The organism is Chryseobacterium sp. JUb7 (assembly GCF_024806495.1).
Classification (GTDB): Bacteria; Bacteroidota; Bacteroidia; order Flavobacteriales; family Weeksellaceae; genus Chryseobacterium.
Genome location: NZ_JANUFF010000016.1, coordinates 34,096 through 54,914 on the forward strand (window position 1 = coordinate 34,096; position 20,819 = coordinate 54,914).

14 protein-coding genes are annotated in these 20,819 nt (G+C 36.1%); 5 read left to right on the forward strand and 9 right to left on the reverse strand.

Going from position 1 to position 20,819, the window contains the following annotated elements:
* Positions 1-40 precede the first annotated feature (40 nt).
* On the forward strand, positions 41-1,465 hold the full coding sequence (gene xylE, locus M2373_RS20710; RefSeq protein WP_259113167.1) for a D-xylose transporter XylE: 1,425 nt from the start codon (positions 41-43) through the stop codon (positions 1,463-1,465).
* A gap of 346 nt (positions 1,466-1,811) precedes the next feature.
* Positions 1,812-2,840: a LacI family DNA-binding transcriptional regulator gene (locus M2373_RS20715; RefSeq protein ID WP_259113168.1), complete on the forward strand. Its 1,029-nt coding sequence runs from the start codon at positions 1,812-1,814 to the stop codon at positions 2,838-2,840.
* A gap of 486 nt (positions 2,841-3,326) precedes the next feature.
* On the opposite strand, the gene M2373_RS20720 is transcribed toward M2373_RS20715, so the two are convergent.
* Complete coding sequence (locus M2373_RS20720; protein ID WP_259113169.1) at positions 3,327-4,376, reverse strand: ParA family protein; 1,050 nt, start codon at positions 4,374-4,376, stop codon at positions 3,327-3,329.
* A gap of 239 nt (positions 4,377-4,615) precedes the next feature.
* Between M2373_RS20720 and M2373_RS20725 the strand changes: the two genes are divergently transcribed.
* Positions 4,616-5,008, forward strand: a complete 393-nt coding sequence (locus M2373_RS20725) for a DUF3060 domain-containing protein (protein ID WP_259113170.1) — start codon at positions 4,616-4,618, stop codon at positions 5,006-5,008.
* Positions 5,009-5,184: 176 nt separating this feature from the next.
* On the opposite strand, the gene M2373_RS20730 is transcribed toward M2373_RS20725, so the two are convergent.
* The 8 genes from M2373_RS20730 to kduI form a co-directional block, all read right to left on the reverse strand.
* Entirely contained in the window at positions 5,185-6,798 is a 1,614-nt protein-coding gene (locus M2373_RS20730) for a UxaA family hydrolase (RefSeq protein WP_259113171.1), read from the reverse strand.
* Between the two features lie 5 nt (positions 6,799-6,803).
* Positions 6,804-8,267, reverse strand: a complete 1,464-nt coding sequence (locus M2373_RS20735) for a tagaturonate reductase (protein WP_259113173.1) — start codon at positions 8,265-8,267, stop codon at positions 6,804-6,806.
* 165 nt (positions 8,268-8,432) lie between these two features.
* The gene (locus tag M2373_RS20740) at positions 8,433-9,965 is read right to left on the reverse strand and encodes an MFS transporter (RefSeq protein WP_259113174.1); all 1,533 of its coding nucleotides are present in this window, start codon (positions 9,963-9,965) and stop codon (positions 8,433-8,435) included.
* 114 nt (positions 9,966-10,079) lie between these two features.
* The gene (locus tag M2373_RS20745) at positions 10,080-10,739 is read right to left on the reverse strand and encodes a bifunctional 4-hydroxy-2-oxoglutarate aldolase/2-dehydro-3-deoxy-phosphogluconate aldolase (RefSeq protein WP_259113175.1); all 660 of its coding nucleotides are present in this window, start codon (positions 10,737-10,739) and stop codon (positions 10,080-10,082) included.
* Between the two features lie 80 nt (positions 10,740-10,819).
* Entirely contained in the window at positions 10,820-11,827 is a 1,008-nt protein-coding gene (locus M2373_RS20750) for a sugar kinase (RefSeq protein ID WP_259113176.1), read from the reverse strand.
* Between the two features lie 169 nt (positions 11,828-11,996).
* Positions 11,997-13,394, reverse strand: coding sequence for a glucuronate isomerase (uxaC, locus tag M2373_RS20755; RefSeq protein ID WP_259113177.1), 1,398 nt, complete (start codon positions 13,392-13,394; stop codon positions 11,997-11,999).
* Positions 13,395-13,412: 18 nt separating this feature from the next.
* Positions 13,413-14,195 (reverse strand): gluconate 5-dehydrogenase, encoded by a 783-nt coding sequence (locus M2373_RS20760; RefSeq protein WP_259113178.1) that lies wholly within the window; start codon positions 14,193-14,195, stop codon positions 13,413-13,415.
* Positions 14,196-14,203: 8 nt separating this feature from the next.
* Positions 14,204-15,040, reverse strand: a complete 837-nt coding sequence (gene kduI / locus M2373_RS20765) for a 5-dehydro-4-deoxy-D-glucuronate isomerase (protein ID WP_259113179.1) — start codon at positions 15,038-15,040, stop codon at positions 14,204-14,206.
* A gap of 881 nt (positions 15,041-15,921) precedes the next feature.
* On the opposite strand from kduI, the gene M2373_RS20770 reads away from it, so the two are divergent.
* The gene (locus tag M2373_RS20770) at positions 15,922-18,936 is read left to right on the forward strand and encodes a TonB-dependent receptor (RefSeq protein ID WP_259113180.1); all 3,015 of its coding nucleotides are present in this window, start codon (positions 15,922-15,924) and stop codon (positions 18,934-18,936) included.
* 11 nt (positions 18,937-18,947) lie between these two features.
* Positions 18,948-20,771 carry a RagB/SusD family nutrient uptake outer membrane protein gene (locus tag M2373_RS20775; protein ID WP_259113181.1) on the forward strand — a complete coding sequence of 608 codons (1,824 nt, stop codon included), beginning with the start codon at positions 18,948-18,950 and terminating at the stop codon, positions 20,769-20,771.
* Positions 20,772-20,819 lie beyond the last annotated feature (48 nt).

Genomic DNA, 20,819 nt, shown 5'->3' on the forward strand with positions numbered 1-20,819 from the left:
AAACAACAATTTTACCCATAATTAAAACTACTATGAAACTATGCAAATAATAGATTCCGGACCCAAATATTCCTCAGACGGAGTAAAAGCGGAAATCAACATGACCTATGTGACTGTACTTACTTTGGTAGCCACATTAGGCGGACTTTTGTTCGGTTATGATACAGCCGTAATTTCCGGAGCCGAAAAATCGATTCAGGAATATCTTATTATCCCTTTGGGATTAAGTTCCTTAGCACACGGAGCAACAATTTCCAGTGCCTTAATTGGCTGTATCATCGGCGGAGCGGTCTCAGGATATTTTTCATCAAAACTGGGAAGAAAAAAATCACTGATGCTTTCTGCATTTTTATTTTTCATCAGTGCTTTGGGAGCAGCTTATCCCGAATTTTTATTTTTTAAACAAGGCGAGCACTCAATGGGTGTTTTATTGGCTTTTAACTTTTACAGAATTATCGGAGGTATTGGTGTTGGGCTAGCTTCAGCAGTCTGTCCGATGTATATTGGCGAAATTGCCCCTGCAGAAGTAAGAGGAAGGCTGGTTTCTTTAAATCAGTTTGCAATAATTTTCGGGATGCTGGTTGTTTATTTTGTCAATTGGGGAATTGCCGACGGAAAATCAGTAGAATGGATCAATGATATCGGATGGCGCTATATGTTTTTATCATTAACAATTCCTGCCGCATTATTCGGAATTTTATTATTCTTCGTTCCTGAAACACCGCGATATCTTACCCTGATTAAAAAAGACGATGAAGCGCTTAAAATTTTAACCAAAATTAATGGTCAACTTCGCGGACATCAGATTTTCAATGAAATAAAAGGAACAGTGGCTGAACATAAAAGTGAAATTTTCGCTTTTGGGAAAACAGTAATCATTATTGGCATTCTACTGTCTGTCTTTCAACAATTTGTAGGAATCAATGTAGCGTTATACTATGCTCCGAGAATTTTCGAAAGTATGGGCGTTCACAAAGACGCTTCGATGCTGCAGACCGTTGTGATGGGATTGGTTAACGTAGTTTTCACCGTTGTAGCCATTTTCACCGTTGATAAATGGGGACGAAAACCACTTCTCATTGTAGGTTCTATTGGGATGGCTATTGGCATGTTTGCAATTGCAATTTTTTCCTATCTGCATATTATCGGGATTGCTACATTGGTATTTATCATCGTTTATACTGCATCTTTTATGATGTCATGGGGACCGATTTGCTGGGTTTTAATTTCAGAGCTCTTTCCTAATAAAATCAGAGGATCAGCCATTGCCATCGCGGTTGCAGCTCAATGGGCAGCCAATTATTTAATTTCTTCAACCTATCCGTTTATGATGGAATTCAGCGGAGCATTTACCTACGGTTTTTATGGTGTGATGAGCGTTTTATCATTACTTTTTGTCTGGAAAATGGTTCCGGAAACCAAAGGAAAATCATTAGAAGAAATTGAGAAGCTTTGGAAGAAATAAAATATTTTTCACATTCATACTTAGTCATTCAAGGACATCGATTTTCGGTGTCCTTTTTGGTTAAACAGCTTATCTGTTTTTTATCATTTAAAATGTAACTAAACACTTTTTTGTGATACAAATACGTTTGACTTTCAGATTGCAAAGGGTTTTATTTTAAGTAAAATCTATCTTAATCTAAAGAAAATTAAGCATTTAAAAGTATTTTATGGGTAATTTGGTTTTCATTAAACATTATCTTGTATAAAATACATAATATTTACTTTTTGATAGACATAATTTGATTAAATTTACGTCAATAATGTATTTCATTTTGACATACAAAAACAGCTAGAAAAAAACATATATGAATAAGAAAAGTGCCACGATATACGATATTTCGAAAAAGCTAAATGTAAGTGTGGCAACTGTTTCCAGAGCACTTAACGATCATCCGAGAATAAGCCAGGCAACAAAAGATTTGGTAAAGAAGACTGCTAAAGAAATGAACTATAAGCAGAATAATCTGGCCAAAGCCTTAAAAAGTGGTGAAACGAAAAACGTGGGAATTATCGTTCCTTTTGTAAACACCAACTTCTTCTCATCCGTCATCCGCGGAATCGAGGAAGAGCTTTCTCATTTTGGTTATCATGTCATCATCTGTCAGAGTCATGAAGATGTCACTATTGAAAAAAGACACTTAAATACTTTGCTTAATGCACAGGTTGACGGAATTTTCATGTCGGTTTCAAAAACAACAATTGACACAGAGCATATTCAAAGTATTTTGGATACCACCAACACGCCGATTATATTTTTCGACAGAAAGAAAGATATTCCGGGAATCAGTACTGTAGTTATCGATGACTATCGTGGAGGTTATATCGCAACGGAACACCTTATTCAGGAAGGCTACAAAAATATATGTCATTTTTCCGGAGATCTGAATCTTGAGATTTATCAAAACCGTTTAAATGGCTATAAACAAGCTTTAATAGATCATCATTTAGCCGTAAAAGATGAAAATATCATCACTACCGGAAGTTCGATTGATGCGGGAATTGAAGCCATCAAAAAATTATGGGACAGAAAATCTATTCCTGATGCTATTTTCTCTTCGAGTGATTTTGCTGCATTAGGTGCCTGTCAGGAATTGAAAAAACGTAAGATCAAAATCCCTGAAGAAGTAGCTGTTATCGGCTTTTCCAACGAACCTTTCACCCAATTTATGGAGCTGCCTATGAGTTCTGTAGACCAGACTCCTGTGACAATGGGAAAAATGGCGGGACAGGTTTTCCTGCAAAGTGTGAAAGAAAATGGTTCTGGAGTTTCTACTGAGAAGAAGGTGGTTTTGGCGCCGCAGATTTATATCAGAAAGTCTTCAAAAAGGAAGTGATTTTTCTTTTATCTTGATAACAAAAGAAATAAAAATTCAAGACTTGGAATCTGAATGCTAAAATTTAGATTATATTTTATTGCCATAGATAACGGTCGGAAGATATATTTTATGCCATCGGATGCATTAATAAACCCGTTTGACTTTTGATGAATGTCTCTAGATAGGTAGCATAACTTATCGGAACCTTTGTAGAATATGTTGGAACTTCTGTATAAGGTCTCTGGATGAGTTTTGGACAGTAATTTTTTTTGGGGGGATAACATGTATTTCGCTAGTGCGAGTGTCTCGTTCGTGTGTTCTTAATTGGCACAAGCGAGATGCTCGCACTAGTGTGAGGAAAATTTACAAAACATTCACTCCTTTTCTATAAAATAATAAGCACGGATTTATAATCCGTGCTTATTATTTTATAGGCAATTATTTTTTAAGCCTTATTAAAGCCTTCTCCTGGTTACCTAGATAAATCGTCATCTTTTTATATACCTACAATTTTGCAACAAGATCGTCAATTGCTTTTTTACAAAGTTCTCTCTGTTCTTTTGAAACCTGAATTTTCATACCATATACTTCATAAGTATGTTGAGTCATTTTACTCAAGGGAATTCCTTGATTGGCAGCTACTACACCTGCACTATTAAAGTCACGAAGCTCAACACTATACGCTCGTTCAAAATCATCTTTTGTCCTAATTGTGACACCTCTACTTTCAAATTTATTTGGGTCATCTTCATACTCAGTAAACATTCTACCAATTGCTTCATCAGAGAGAGCCTTAAAAGCATTTGCAGCACCAATCTTTTGAGTAAATCTATTTCCTAGTAGATATGATATTTTCGGCAAGCTTAAACCATGGTCCTTCGCTTTTTCTGCAAAAGTATACTTACCATAAACTGGATGAATATCAATGCTACCCCAAATAAGATTAAATAATCCTGTAATAGCAAAAATAGATGAGTCATCAGCGTTTACTGGTACCAATAACTCTTGACCACCAACAATTGCTAGTTGGGTATATATGGCAAAGCTTGGATTTGTATCAATAAAATAAGTACATGGTCTATCTTCATCTATTCTTTTTTCAGTAAGGTTTTTAATGATTGTGTGGATCTTAATCCAAGGATTATCAGAAGAAGATAGAGGTGTTGCTCCTGCTCTTTGTGAAAGAAGAGGTGCTATTAATTCAAGATTACCGTCACCTGAAATTAGATATAAATTCTCTGATAAATTTGAATTAATTGTTGCGACTTGAGTAATAAACTGTTTGATATCAGCATTACCTGTTAAAGTTTCTGCAGTGATATATCCAACTATAGTTTGTGGTTCAGGTTTTGATATTAGATATTGAAGAGCATCTTCACTTTCTCTTCCTCCTCCCATTAACATTGAAGATGAGTTAGCTTGTGGACACATATCTATAACGATAACATCTCTTTCTGGATGTTTTTCAGCATACGCGGAGGCAATATGAAAAGTTATAGTACTTTTTCCTACACCTCCTTTATTGTTCCACATTACATAGCTTTTATTTGTCATGATTATTAATTTTAGTTTGTCGAATATACAAAAAAAGGAAATTCCTTCCACAACACATAAAGCATTTTCAATCTGATATCAAATATTTATAATCCGTGACTTTCTGCAAACATTCTAAGCACGGATTACAAATCCTCTCTATCTAATTTGTCATAAATTTTATAATCCTTTAACTTTTAAACAGTCAATGAAAATCCATTTTATACTTATATTTACCTTCAACTAAATTCAAATTCAATATGAAAAGTATTAAAACAGCAGCAATCCTGGCGATTCTCTTTTTGGGTACGGGTACCGCTTTTTCTCAATCCAGAAAGACAGAATCCATGAAAGGGGTAGAAAAAACAGACAACGATAAAAAAATACAGGTAGAAGGCATCGGTCATAAGCTGAATTATACTCTTAACGGAGGTATTGTAGAAGTGGAAGGAGGTGATAATACGATCACCATTAAAGGCAGCGCTAAAAAGATATCCATTTCCGGAACTGGGAATAAGGTATACATTGATAAAGTAGATAAAATCGTCATGGAAGGAGGTAATAATACCATATTCTATAAAACTTCCGGTACAAAAAGTGGAAAACCAGACACATCACTTACAGGAGTTGGAAATAAAGTAGCCAAGCAATAATTTTAGTAGAATCAATATAAAAATATAAATGATGTCGCGGATTTTTAATTCGTGACATTTTATTTGGGATTTGGGAAGCACGGATTACAAACCCGCATTATCATCAAAAAGAAAATGCTTCCCACAAAATGTAGAAAGCATTTTCAACCCTAATATTTATATAATTAAAACAATAATTATAAACTTACGCCTCGTCTCCAAGGAATAAAATCATTTTGATTGAGAATTGCAGCTTTAGTTTTTACGTCTCCGCTGGCAACCTCTATAATAAATTCTAACAATTCTTCTGCTTTTTCGTCTATTGACTTTTCACCTGTGATCACGTCTCCTGTGTTGAAATCGATGATGTCGGGCATTCTCTCTGATAACGATGTATTGGACGAAATTTTCACTACCGGAACGACAGGATTTCCAGTGGGTGTTCCCAACCCTGTTGTGAATAAAACCACATTGGAACCAGATCCCACCAAAGCCGTCGTACATTCTACGTCATTTCCAGGCGTGCAAAGCAAATTTAGGCCCGGTTCTTTGATATATTCTGTAAAATCGAGTACATCATTTATAGGCGATGAACCTCCTTTTTTAGCCGCTCCTGCAGATTTCATGGCATCGGTTATTAGTCCATCTTTAATATTCCCCGGCGACGGATTCATATCAAAGCCAGATCCTGCAGCAACGACTGAATTTTCAAAATCTTTCATTAATTGTAAAAACCTTTCCGCATCATTTTCGTTTACACAACGGTTAACCAACTCCTGCTCTACTCCACACAATTCCGGGAATTCCGAAAGGATGGTTGAGCCTCCGATTCCCGCCATCAAATCTGACAATTGTCCTAAAACAGGATTGGCCGAAATTCCGGAAAAACCGTCTGAACCACCACATTCCAAGCCTAAAACTAACTTAGAAATTGGTGCCGGCTTTCTTTCTATTTCATTGGCTTGCTTAATGGCTTCGTAAGAATCTTTAATGATTCCGCTTAGCATTTCATCCACCGTTCCCGATTTTTGCTGTTCGTAAACGATAATTGGTTTTTTATTGTTCGGACTGATTTTATCTAAAGCATCCTTAAAAATCTGAACCTGTAAATTCTGACAACCCAGGCTCAACACCGTTGCTCCGGCTACGTTCGGATTATTAACATATCCTGCCAATAATCTTCCCAATGCTTCCGCATCCTGACGAATACCGCCACAGCCGCCTTGGTGCGTAATGAATTTAACTTCGATATTTTTAAAAACTCTTGAATCCTGCTCTTCTTCGACAGCAGCTTCCGTTTCTGAATTATTAATTAATGATCTTAATAAAAGCTGATGTTTTGTTACTTTTTCGAATAACAATTCTTTTTCAAAAACATCTTTTAAGATCTCCACATTTCTGTTTTCACAAAAAACCAACGGGAAAAACAACCAAACATTTTCCGTTCCTACTTGCCCGTCTTCTCTATGATAGCCCATGAAAGTTTTATCTTTCCATTTATCAACATTCGGAGCCGTCCAAGAAGTTGTTTCTGTTTTTCCTTCTACTTTTGCGCTTTGGTGTTTTACGTTTTCCGTGGTAATCACCTCTCCTTTTTGGATGGGCTGATTGGCTTTTCCCACCAAAACACCGTACATGATGATAGAATCACCTGCGGCAAGATCTTCAGTCACGAATTTGTGTTTCGCCTTCGTATCTTTTATAATTTCATAAGTAAGTTCACCCAAAGTAACAGTCTCCCCTTGCGCCAGATCTACCAGCGCCACCGCTACATTATCCTTGGGATTTACTTTTAGTACTTTCTTTTGCATTTTTTCTAAGAATAAAATTGTATAAAGTTTTGATAGGCCGTTTCTACGCCGTTGTGGTCTATTTCCCACAAAGCTTTTGCGACTGCGACTTTCAGGCCTTCAACCTGCGTAAGATCTGTATCCCAAAAAGCAGTTTCGCTTAATGAAAGTTCTGCTACTTTTTCATAATCTTCGTTTGTCCAGATTTCTTTGAATTTAGCAACAATAGCTTCTTCATCATTGATTGGTAAAGCTTTTTCGCCAAAACTTCCCTGATAGAATCTGATCAAACTTGCTAAAGAGAATACTAAATTCAGCGGTAATTTTTTGTTGATTTCAACATATCCTAACAAGCTCGGAAGGATTCTTACTTTAAATTTAGAAACAAAGTACAATGCAATGCTCGCCTGATAATGTTTAATAAAAGGATTCCTGAATCTGTCGAAAACTTCTTCCGCAAAATCTTTTAATTCCTTTTCATCTAAACCCAATGTTGGATTGACTTCATTAAAAATCGTTTCACTTAAAAACTGACCAATAAATGCATCATCAATAGATTCTTTTACCGTTTCTTTTCCTGATAAAACCGCCGGAGCCAACATCAACGTATGTCCACCGTTCAGAATTCTTACTTTTCTTAAACGATATGGCTGAATATCATCAACTACCAAAATCTGTTCATTAATTTGATCAAAAGGAAATCTTTCCTTCAAATTTCCGGCATCCTGAATAACCCAAAGTAAGAACGTTTCAGAAACCACCATCATTTTATCTTCATAATCCAATTGGTCTTCGTAAGATTCTGCATCATCTTTTGGATACCCCGGAACAATCCTATCAACCAATGTATTATGGAAATAATTATTTTGCGTAATCCATTGCGCAAAGTTAATATCTAAATCCCAAAGTTGGGCATATTTTAAGATAATATCTCTCAACACAAACGCATTGTCTTCAATTAATTCACAAGGAATAATTCTTACGCCTTTATCTGCTGCTCCATTGAAATGTTTGAATCTTTCAAATAACAACACAGTTAATTTTGCAGGGAAATTCTTGTGAGGTCCCTGAAAATTGTTTTCAGTCTCATCATAAGCGATTCCTGTTTCTGTAGTGTTAGAGAAGATAAATTCAAGTTCTTCTTCTTTTGCTAATTCCAGAAATTCGTTATAATTAGTATAAGGATTTATCGACTTCTGAATGGCAGAAATTATCTGCTTTTCATCAATAATCTCACCTTTTTTAATTCCTCTTGTAAAAAGCGTGTACAGATTGTCCTGCTCTTCCAGTTTGTGAACCGAACCGCCCTGAGTTGGCTGAACGTTGACAATTCCTGCATTGAATCCCGCTTCTTTATTTAATTTATCAATCACATAATCTGTGAATCCTCTCATGAAATTTCCACCTCCAAACTGTATAATTTTGGTTGGTAGTTTTTCCTGAGAACCGTTTAATTCACGATTTAATTTTTGTTTTATCTGATTTTCCATCTTTTCTAATATTGTTGCGCTTGTTTTGGTTTTATTTTAAACGCAAAGGGCGCAAAGATTTTTCTTTTAAAACTTGATGTATATTTTAAGTTCGCAAAGGCGTTTCACTTAAATAAGATCGCAGAGTTTTATCTTAATCCAACCTCCAAGGTTTAGAATAAGATATTATTTAATTACTTTATATTTTGGGACTAATGTTTTCATTACACTCCATGCAATAAGATATGCTACTGCACATGCTGAAAATATAATCATATAGCCTTTATCAATTCCGTCTACAACTACTGATCCAGATTTTTCCAATTGCTCAAAAAATCCGTCCGGTAATCTTTCGTTAATATATTGAGGATATTTTTCCAATAAAGGAGTTCCATCAACCGTTGACCAGGCCTTGTGAGCGTGATCGAATAACACTCCTGAAGATTTATTAATAATGAATGAACCAATTCCACCTGCCATTCCGCCAATTCCGGTGATGGTTGCGATGGCTTTTTTAGGGAACATATCGCCAACAGTCGAGAAAATATTTGCCGACCACGCCTGATGCGCTGCTCCTGCAATTCCGATGATTAAAACAGGAATCCAATAGGTCACTGACCCTAAGGGTTGTGCTAAAAGCGCTAATAATGGGAAAAATGCGAAAATTAACATTGCTTTCATTCTTCCTGAATAGGCGTTCATCCCTTTCTTTTCAACGAAATATTTTGGAAGCCACCCGCCAATGATTGATAATAATGTAATCATATAAAGAACGAATAGCGGGAATGCACTTTGCGTGGAATCCATTTTGTAAACCGAACTTAAATAAGCAGGCGTCCAGAATAAAAAGAACCACCAAACACCGTCTGTCATAAACTTTCCGAAAGCAAAAGCCCAAGTCTGTCTATGACTGAAACATTCTTTGAAAGTGAATTTCCTTTCTTCTATTTCTGTTTTATTTTCTTCAACCGGAAAATCTTCTACGTCTTGTTGAATATAGTTTAATTCATGTTCATTAACTTTATGATGTTCGTGAGGTTTTTTATAGTAAAATACCCAAAGTCCCATCCAGATAAATCCTAAAGCACCAATAATGATAAACGCCCATTCCCAACCCATTGATTTAGCAATGAAAGGAATCGTAATGGGTGCTGCTAAAGCTCCAACCGTAGCTCCTGCATTCCAGATACTTGTGGATAAAGCTCTGTCTTTTTTAGGAAAATATTCAGCGGTTGTTTTAATTGCTGCCGGAAAATTTCCTGCTTCCCCGATAGCCAGTACAAAACGTGCAAAAATAAACAGAGACACACTGGTACTGATGATGGCAGAAGTATTGGAAACCGTTCCTATTAATTCTTTAGAACCATGAAAACCGGCCATCCAGTTTCCGGTAAGAATTCCTGAAGTGGCAATTCCGCAAAATGCATGTAAAACCGCGCCGATAGACCAAATTCCTATCGCCCAAAGGAAACCTTTTTTAGTATCCATCCAGTCCACAAATTTTCCAGCGAAAAGCATTCCCACCGCATAAAAAATAGAAAATAAGGCGGTGATATTTCCGTAATCATTATTGTTCCAGTGAAATTCCGGAGCGATAAAATCTTTCCACGTCAAAGATAAAACCTGACGATCAAGATAATTGATCGTAGTCGCAATGAACAGCAAAAAGCATATCGTCCATCTGAAAGTACTCGGTTTAGGAGATTTAACTAAACTCATATTAGTTTTAGAATTAGTTCGTTTTTGTTGTGTTCGTTTTAATAATGATTTTTTAAGCGCAAAGGCGCTTGACTTAAATAAGATCACAAAGTTTTTTGCTTTGCTTTATCATTATTATTTTAAAGCTTGAATGATTTCAAGAACTTTTTTAGTTTCGTTTTCAATCGTTACGTAGTCTTTTGCAAGCATCAATTCTTTGCTTACCAGTTTGCTTCCCATTCCAACTGCTGAAACTCCAGCTTTGAACCAGCTTTCGATGCTTTCTTTTGTCGTATCAACCCCACCAGTCGGCATAAATTTAAGATTCGGGAAAACATCTTTAATAGCGCTCATAAATCCTGTTCCTAAAGCATTTCCAGGAAATAATTTAATGAAAGTTACTCCTGCAGCTTCCGCGGTAATAATTTCTGTCGGTGTCATACAACCCGGACTGTACAATATATCTTTTGGAATTAAAAATTCCGCAACTTCCTCCACAAAACCCGGACTGATAAAGAAATCTGCACCCGCTTTGTAATATTCTTCAGCTTGCTGTACATTCTTTATTGTTCCGATTCCCAAAAGCATTTCCGGCATTTCCGCATTACGGATTTCAACCATTTTAGTGAAATTACTCAATGCAGCTTCACCTCGGCTTGTATATTCTACGGCACGGATTCCTGCTTTGTAAAGCGATTTTAATATGTCTATCGTTACTGTTTCATCAGCGTTATAATACAGAGGTAAAATCCCCTGATTGATAATAGCATTTGTAACGGTTTGAATTTTTGTCATGTTTTTTGACTTTTTTTATGCTAAGGCTTCGACAAGCTCAGCCTGACAATGTTATATCGGTTAGTAAATTGCTAAACTATTTACCTTTTTATTCTTCCGCCTGAATCTCCATTCATGACTTCCAGAATATCTTCAGCGCTGCTGTAATTGATATCACCTAAAATAGTGTGTTTTATTGCGCAGGCTGCGTTGGCAAAATTCAATGCTTTTTCATCATCAAAATTGATTAGACCGTAAATTAAACCTGCCGCAAAAGCATCTCCTGTTCCGATTCTGTCGACTACAGGATTGACTTCGAGCAATTCAGTTTCAAAATAATGATCGTTTACCAAAGCTCTTCCCTGCGTTTGCTGAGAACTTGCTGTAACACCTATTCTTATTTTATCGAAAATCTTATGAATAGAAGGACATTGTTCTTTCAATTCTTTACAAGCCTGTAAAAAACCTTCTTTATCTGATGAAAACTGAGTTCCAAGGATTTCATTAATTTCATTCACTCCACCGATGAAAATCGTTGATAAAGAAACCAGTTCTTTCAAAACATCGTTTCCTTTTTTTCCATATTTCCAAAGGTTGGAACGGTAAGCCGGATCGGTTGTTACTTCAATTCCCAGTTCACGGGCAGTTTGTAAACCTTCTTTTAAACTTTCATAAGCCGATTCGGAAATTCCGGGGCTGATGCCTGTCCAATGAAAATATTGACAGCCTTCAAGCGCTTTTTTCCAGTCAATTTCCTCAGGCAGAATATTTGCAAAAGAACCATTTAATCTGTTGTAAGCAATTCTGCTTGCACGAACTGATGATCCTACTTCTAAAAAGTATAATCCCAAAGGATGTTCATTTTTAGAAATAAAATGGGTATCAATTCCGAAGCTTTTTACAAAAGAAAGCGCTGACTCCCCTACAAAATCATCAGAAACACTGCTGATATGTCTTACGTCACAACCCATTGTTGCTAATGAAGATGCTACATTCAACTCTGTTCCGCCAAAAAAGAATTCCATTTCGTGGCTTTGCTTCATCGTTCTGCTTCCGGGTGGCGAAAGTCGCATGATGACTTCTCCGAATGTGACTATTTTGTTGCTCATTTTCTTAATTTAAATAGAGTTTATTCTATTTTTTATTTAATACTTTTTGTTGAAATCAAAGACAAAACACTTCGACAGGCTCAGTGTGACATTTCTAATACTAACTGTTAATGTCAACGCTGTCATGCTGAGCCTGTCGAAGCATTCCGCATTCTACAGCCTTAATTATTTAAAAATCAAAATAATTTTTAGCATTATGATAACAAATATCTGAAATGGTTTTACCAATCAGTTCGATATCATCTGGTAATTCTCCGTTTTTCATTTCCTCTCCGAAAAGATTACACAATACTCTTCTGAAATATTCGTGTCTCGGGTAAGAAAGGAAACTTCTGGAATCCGTTAACATTCCAACGAAACAGCTGATCAATCCCATATTGGAAAGGGCATTCATCTGCTTGATCATTCCGTCTTTCTGATCCAGGAACCACCATCCTGAACCGAACTGTACTTTTCCTTTGATACTGCCGTCATTGAAATTCCCGATCATTGTCGCAAAAATCTCGTTGTCGGCAGGATTTAAATTATATAAAATGGTTTTTGTTAATTTATCTTTACCGTCTAAAGTGTTCAATAATTTAGACAAGGTTTCAGCCTGAACGAAGTCACCGATAGAATCCCAACCCGTATCAGGACCTAGAATTCTGTGCATTCTTTCGTTATTATTTCTCAAAGCGCCCAAGTGGAACTGCTGAACCCAACCGTATTTATGGTAAGCTTCACCTAAGAATAATAAAATAGCTGTTTTGAACTGATTTACCTGCTTTTCAGCGATTACTTTTCCTGAAATTTTATCATTGAAAATCGTGCTAACTTCTGCTTCTGTAAATTCTTCGAAAGAAATATTATTCAATCCGTGGTCGCACAATCTGCATCCGTTTTCGTGGAAATATTCAATTCTTTTTAGTAAAGCATCGCACAAAGTCTGGTAAGAATTAATTTCAATTCCAGCTGACTCGCCTAATTTTGAAATATAATCTGCAAAATTGTGATTTTCAATCAAAATAGCTTTATCAGGACGGAAAGCGGTACTTACTTTAATGCTAAAATCGCTTTTCGCCAAATCCTGATGGTAATTCAAAATATCTGTAGGATCTTCCGTTGTGCACAGAGATTCTACATTCATCATTTTTAACAAACCTCTTGTCGATTTTTCAGGAGTCTGAAGCTGAGCAGTGATATTTTCGTAAATTTCAGATGCATTATCTGCATTTAATAATTCATCAATTCCGAAATATCTTTTTAATTCTAAATGCGTCCAGTGATACAAAGGATTTCTCAATGTATACGGAACTGTTTTAGCCCAAGCCTCAAATTTTTCTTTATCTGAAGCATCTCCCGTGATGAATTTTTCGTTCACGCCCATCGTACGCATAGCTCTCCATTTGTAATGGTCGCCCGCAATCCACACCTTTGAAATATTTTCGAAAACAGTGTCTTCTGCAATATCTTTAGGAATCAAATGATTGTGATAATCAATGATGGGTTGCTTTTCCGCGTATTTGAAGTATAATTCTTCAGCGTATTTATTTTGTAATAAAAAATTATCTGTAATAAAAGGTTTCATTCTAATCTAATTCTGTTGTTACTCATTAGCAGGTTTCCCGATGGTCGCCAAAATTCCGCCATCAACGTAAATAATCTGTCCGTTGATGAATCTGCTAGCATCCGAAGCCAGGAAAATAGCCGTTCCAGCAAGGTCTTCAGGATTTCCCCATCTTCCTTCCGGCGTTCTGCTGATGATAAAATCATTGAAAGGATGTCCATCCACTCGGATTGGTTCTGTCTGAGAAGTCGCAAAATATCCGGGACCGATTCCGTTCACCTGAATATTATGCTTTGCCCATTCTGTCGCCAGATTTTTGGTAAGCATTTTCAGACCGCCTTTTGCAGAAGCATACGCCACTACATTGTCACGACCCAGCTCACTCATCATTGAGCAGATGTTGATAATCTTACCGGATTTTCTTTTAATCATATATTTGCCGACTAATTTCGACATGATAAAAGGTCCTGTAAGATCTACATCGATTACTTTTCTAAAGTCTTCCACTTCCATCTCAATAGCCGGAATACGTTTGATGATTCCTGCATTATTGACCAGGATGTCTATTTTTCCATGGGTAGCTTCCATTAAAGCTACTTTCTGAGCGGCTTCCAGCTCGTCCGTCACATCAAAAAGATAACCGGTTGCTTTGTATCCTTTGGAATGATAATAGTTTAAAGCTTCCTCTAATTTTGATGGTGTCGTACTTGTGATCGCCAGTTCAGCACCTGCAGCGGCAAGACCTTCTGCCATTGCCATTCCTAATCCGTGAGTACCGCCTGTAACGACTGCTACTTTACCGGATAAATCAAATAAATTCATTAGAAAAATTACTTTAGTTCGTTAGTTTTAACAGCGTCCATATCGCCATAATCCATATTTTCTCCAGCCATACCCCAGATAAATGTATAGTTGGAAGTTCCAACTCCTGAGTGAATAGACCATTCCGGAGACAATACCGCTTCATTATTTTTCATAAAAATATGACGCGTTTCATTAGGCTGACCAAGAAAATGGCTTACCGCCTGACCTTCCTCCAGATCAAAATAAAAATAAACTTCCATTCTGCGGGTGTGAGTATGAGAAGGCATTGTGTTCCAAACACTTCCTTCGTGCAACTCAGTCATTCCCATTTGTAGCTGGCACGTTTCCAATACGCTGTTGACAATCAGTTTATTGATTGTTCTTCTGTTTGCATATTTTGTTTCGCCCAATTCTACAATTTCAGCTTCGTTTTTAGTAATTTTCTTTGTAGGATAAGAATGATGAGCCGGCGCAGAGTTGAAATAAAATAAAGTCTGACCTTCATTTCCATTTTCAAAAACTACATCTTTTGCTCCTTTCCCAATGTATAAAGCTTCTTTATTTCCCAACTCGAAAACTTCACCATCAACAGTCACCTTTCCAGGCGCGCCTACATTGATGATTCCCAATTCTCTTCTGTCTAAGAAATTCTCAGCTTTAAGATCGTCTGTCGGTTCCAGTTTCAAAGCACTTTTTAAAGGCATTGCACCACCAACGATCATTCTGTCATACATAGAATACACTACATTGATCTGATCTTCATTAAATAAATCATTCATCAAAAACTCCCTTCTCAATTCTTCAGTTGTATATTTTTTTACATCTTCGGGATGATGGGCGTAACGAAATTCTGATTTTGTCATACTACTTTATACTTTTTCTTTTTGCGGTTTTATCAAAACCTGTTAAACATTGCGTAATCGATTGCATAAAATTACACTAAAATTTGATAGAAATACTTGTGGGATAAATATATAATTATTCTTCAATTAGTTAACAAAAAATTAATTTAAATTTTCAAATTACTGATTTACAATTAAATAAAATTTATTTTTTTTAGAAAAAGAGAAAAATATAAAGAAAAAAGGACGGTTAAAAATAACCAAAATTAATGCTTAACAACATAATAAATATAAAATCATGCCAAAATAAAACCACAAAACATTCAATATTGATTCGACAAAAATATCTTATAATCTTACTATATATTATAGACAATAAGATTAATTGTTATTAAGTGCAAAATTTGGTTAAAAATATCAACCCAAAAAGATGACAAAAATCAGGAAACTTGTTAAAATTTTGGTCTTAACTACTAATTTTGGGAATTTTTTAAGATAAAAACAGGTCATTTTTTAAGCAAATTTTAAGTTTTTCAATATTAAACATAAAGATTTTTTATTTTTTTTAAATAGTATTAATAAAATCAAATAAAATACAAAAGCAATTGATTAACAATAATTTAAAGTAACCTAACTAACAAATGTTTTGTTAATTTTAAAAACTCAAACAGTCAAATTAATGAAAAAATAATATTTTTTTCTTTGCATATTGGAAAATAATATTAGTTTAGAAGCCAAGATATTTTATTACGAATAATTACGCAATCGATTGCACTTCTAAAAAGCGTAAAACTTTTAAAATATTACCACTATCATCAACATAGAATACTTACAAAATCCACAAAAAAACAAAGATTGAGAAAAGACTTTCAACAAAAGAATTAAAACTATAAGGATACAAAATGGATAAAAAAGTACATTCAATAAAGTGGTTATATTTAACTGTCTTTCTACTTCCTGTCCTTGCTATGGCTCAAGAAAAAGAACCGAAAAAGGAAACCGAAAAAAACATTGATGAAGTGGTTTTGGTAGGCTATACCAAAGTTTCTAAAAAGGATGTTACCAATTCTGTTGCTTCTGTAAAAGCAGATGCTATTAAAGATATGCCGTCCACCAATGCTGCTGAAGCAATCCAAGGAAGAATGGCCGGAGTACAGGTTTCATTAAGTGAAGGTTCGCCGGGAGCTGATGTGGATATCGTAATTCGTGGAGGTAACTCTATCACGGGGAGTAATGCACCGCTCTATATCGTGGATGGAGTACAGATGGATAATGCGCTATCAATTTTATCACCAAAAGAGATCGAGTCTATTGAGGTTTTAAAAGATGCTTCTTCTACCAATATTTATGGCGCCAGAGGGGCAAACGGAGTAGTTTTAATTACAACGAAAGGAGGCCGTAAAAGAGCTAAAACATCTATCAACTATAACGGATTTTTAGGCGTAAGAAAAATACAGAATACAATTGATGTATTAGACCCATATCAATTTGTACTTTATCAGTATGAATTGTACAATAAGGGTGGCGTACAGACAGATATGGATGCATTTGTAGCAAGATATGGTACTTATGACAAAATTGAGGACTACAAAAAAGTTAAAAAAAGAGACTGGCAGGATGAAGTATTCGGTAGAGAGGCTTTCAACTTTACTCACAACCTTTCTGTAACCGGAGGATCTGATAATTCTTCTTTCTCATTATCATTAAATAATGTGCAGGAAGACGGGATCATGATTGGTTCAGGATTTAAAAGAAATATGGCCAACTTCAAGTATGATTATGAGATTTCTAAGAAATTAAATATGACTCTGAATGCCAGATACAGCAGACAGACTATTTTCGGAGCCGGAACATCTTCTACAGGTTCGCAAAGTACCAACAGACTGAGAAATGCCGTTAGGTATCAGCCTTTTGAAGGCGGTTCTGCAGTGGATGTTGATGATTTCGATCCTTTATTTGCCAATGAGACCAATCTTGTAAACCCTATTCTTTTAGCGAATAACGAGATAAAAGAAAATGGCAGAAATGATTTATTACTTAATGGAACTTTAGAATATAAAATCAGTAAAGATTTTACATTCAGAAGTGTGATCGGATATGTACAGAGAGATGAATTTATCAATCAGTTTTCCGGACCGATAACATCAGTGGCAAGACAGAATAATGATCAGCCAGTTGTCCTTTTAAATAAATCTCAAACAAGAAGAATTACCAACACCAATACTTTAAATTACAGAAAGACATTTGGAAATCATAAATTAGATTTATTGGTAGGTCAGGAAATGGTAAAAACAGATGGAGAATCGTTGGCAATGACCATTAAATGGTTTCCAAAATCTATAAGTGCTGAAGAAGCATTTGCCAACATTCAGTCAGCTTCTCCACCTGGAGGATTGGTACAGGACGCACCGAGAGCAGGAAGAAACCCTGATCGTCTGGCATCATTTTTTGGCAGAGCCAATTATATTTTCAAAAATAAATATATCCTTACCGCTTCCATGAGAGCAGATGGTTCAAGTGTTTTCGGACCTGGAAACAGATGGGGATATTTCCCTGCAGCTTCTGCAGCCTGGAAGATTACTGAAGAAAATTTCTTAAAAGGTAACAAAACAGTCAGCGAATTAAAACTTCGTTTGGGATATGGTTTATCAGGAAATAACAGAATCGGATCTTTCTTATACGATACTTTCTTTACAACATCATCTGATTACGGATACGCATTTGGCACCAATGTAACTCCTGGTGCTACGACCGGAAATATCTTGGCAAATAAAAATGTGAAATGGGAATCTGCAACGTCTAAAAATATTGGTTTAGATTTCGGATTATTTAAAGGAAGAGTGTATGGTGCTCTGGATTTATACCAGACTGATACTAAAGATCTATTGCTTTTAGCGCAGATTCCTAAAACTACAGGGTACGAATATCAATATCAAAACTCAGGAAGCACAACAAATAAGGGTATTGAATTCTCCGTGGGAAGCACCATCATCAGCAATGATAACTTCACATGGAAAATGGATGCCAATATTTCGTCAAATAGAAACACCATCAAGAGCTTAGGAGACAATGCCTCTCCAAGTTCATTTTCTTATCTGTACCCTTCAGGCTGGCAAAACAGCTTGAATGACTTCCTGGTACAGGTTGGTAAGCCGGTAGGTACTTTTTGGGGATATGTAACTGCAGGAAGATATGAAGTAAGTGATTTCGACTATAATGCAGCAACACAGGTATACACTTTAAAAGCTGGTATTCCAAGTTCTGCAGCTGCAGCAAATGGAGCAAAACTAGTACAGCCGGGAGATCTTAAGCTTCAGGATCTGAATGGTGATGGTGTGATTGATAATAAGGACATGACTGATTTAGGAAATGCACAACCTAAATTCTATGGTGGTTTCAGCCAGACTTTCCGTTACAGAAATTGGGATATGAGCTTACTGTTCAACTTCTCTGTAGGAAATAAAGTATACAACGCCAATAAAATCGAATACTCAACCCAATATTTATACAAAGACAACAATATGTTAGCAGAAGTTGCTGACAGATGGAGATGGTTTGATGATGCAGGGCAAAAGGTAAATGACCCAACTGCTCTGGCAGCATTAAATGCCAATACTACAGGATGGACTCCTCCTGCAGGTGCTTATTTCTTACACTCGTATGCTATTGAAGACGGTTCTTTCTTAAGATTAAATAACGTAACAATCGGTTATTCTCTTGGAAAAGAATTTACTAAACAATTAGGTCTTTCAAATTTCAGACTGTATTTTACAATGAACAATGTATTTACAATCACCGGATACTCTGGATATGATCCGGAAGCTAATACAAGAAGAAATCCTTTAACACCTGGTGTAGATTATGCCGCTTACCCACGCAGCAGATTTATCTTGTCAGGAGTTGACATCACTTTTTAAACCCTAATATTATGAAGAAGAATAAATTTTTAGCTATAGTATTTTCCATTGCAGGATTAATAACTTTAAATTCATGCGACCAATATCTGGATGTGGAAAGCTTATCCAATACCGCAGAAGCACAACAATTCGATTCTGCTTCCGACACTTTCTCTGCCTTGGTTGGTGTTTACAACGCCACTATGGGTGATAATACCTATGGTCAGAGAATGAATCTTATCCTTACCCAATCCGGAGATGATTTAAGAACTTCCGGAGACTATAATGCCAATGACAGACGAGGGATCAGTTGTTTTGGAGCAATACCTACCAATACAGAACTTTTAAGACCTTTTTTGGATACCTATGCTGGTATTGAGAGAGCCAACCTTGTTATTAAAAATATTCCGCTTTCGCCAGTTTATAAAACAGGTTCTGAAGCAGATAAAAAATTAATGGACAGATATCTGGGTGAAGCTTTAACACTGAGAGCTCAATTCTATTCTGATCTTATCAAAAACTGGGGCGATGTACCTTTTCAGGATGTACCGTCAGCAGATCTTCCTGATTTATATCTTCCAAAAACGGACAGAGACATTATCTACGAAAAAATTCTCGATGATTTATTAAAAGCAGAAAGCCTTGTTCCGTGGAGATCTGAAGGAGCAACAACAGCACAAAGAATTTCGAAAGGTGCCGTGAAAGGATTAAGAGCCAGAATCGCATTGGCAAGAGCCGGATATTCATTAAGAAGAGCTCCTCAGCAAATGCTACAGGGATCCAATCCTCAAAAATATTATCAGATCGCTTATGATGAATGTAAAGATATCATCAATTCCGGGCAGCATCAGCTAAACCCTAGCTATGAAGGATTATTCAGATCATTACATACTAATTCTCAAGATGCAACAAACGAGGTTATTTATGCGATCGGAGCATTCGGAGGAAACTCTAGAACCGACAGTAAGATTGGTTACTACAATGGGTTAAGGCATGATGATACAGACTGGAAATCTTCAGGAGGAATCAGCGCTATCCCAACCTATTTTTATGAATTCAGCAAATATGATGTAAGAAGAGACATCAATGTTGCGATCTTCAGAGTAAATACAACAAAACAGGAGGAACTGCAGACATCTATCAACTGGAATGATGGTAAATTCAGAAAATCATGGTCAAATATTACCGGAACTTCACAAAACCTTGGTATCGACTGGCCTTTATTAAGATATTCGGATATCCTGCTCATGTTTGCTGAAGCAGATAATGAACTTCATAATGGTCCTTCTGCAGATGCCATTAACGCTGTAATGTCGGTAAAACAAAGAGCTTACACCGGTAATCTTGGACAGGTGGGAACTATACCTACAGATAAAACAGGATTCTTTAATTATCTTGTGAAAGAAAGACAGCTAGAATTTGGTGGAGAAGGACTTAGAAAATATGATCTTATCCGATGGAATTTATTAGAAACTAAAATTAATGAAACAAGAGCTAAGCTTACCCAATTCATGAATGGTACAGGAGCTTACGCCAATGTGCCGGAATATATTTTCTATAAGAAAGTAGCATATGACAAAACAAAAACGGCTCAACAGAATATTTCAGATATAGATTTCTACACAGCAACCGGTGTTGCAAAAGCAGATATTTTCTATACTCCGAACCAAAGTGTGGCAACACCTTCCGGCTATACAAAAGTAAACTGGAGACTGGCGATGACACAACCATACATCAGTGGTGATCCAATTAAGAGTTATGCCTACTATTTCCAGCCAAACAAGAGAGAACTACTTCCATTGGCATTAGATGTTGTTAATTCCAATTACAATCTTACCCAAGATTACGGATACTAGAAATTAAAAGTACATTCATATCAAGTTAAAAATACAGGCTTAGCCCTA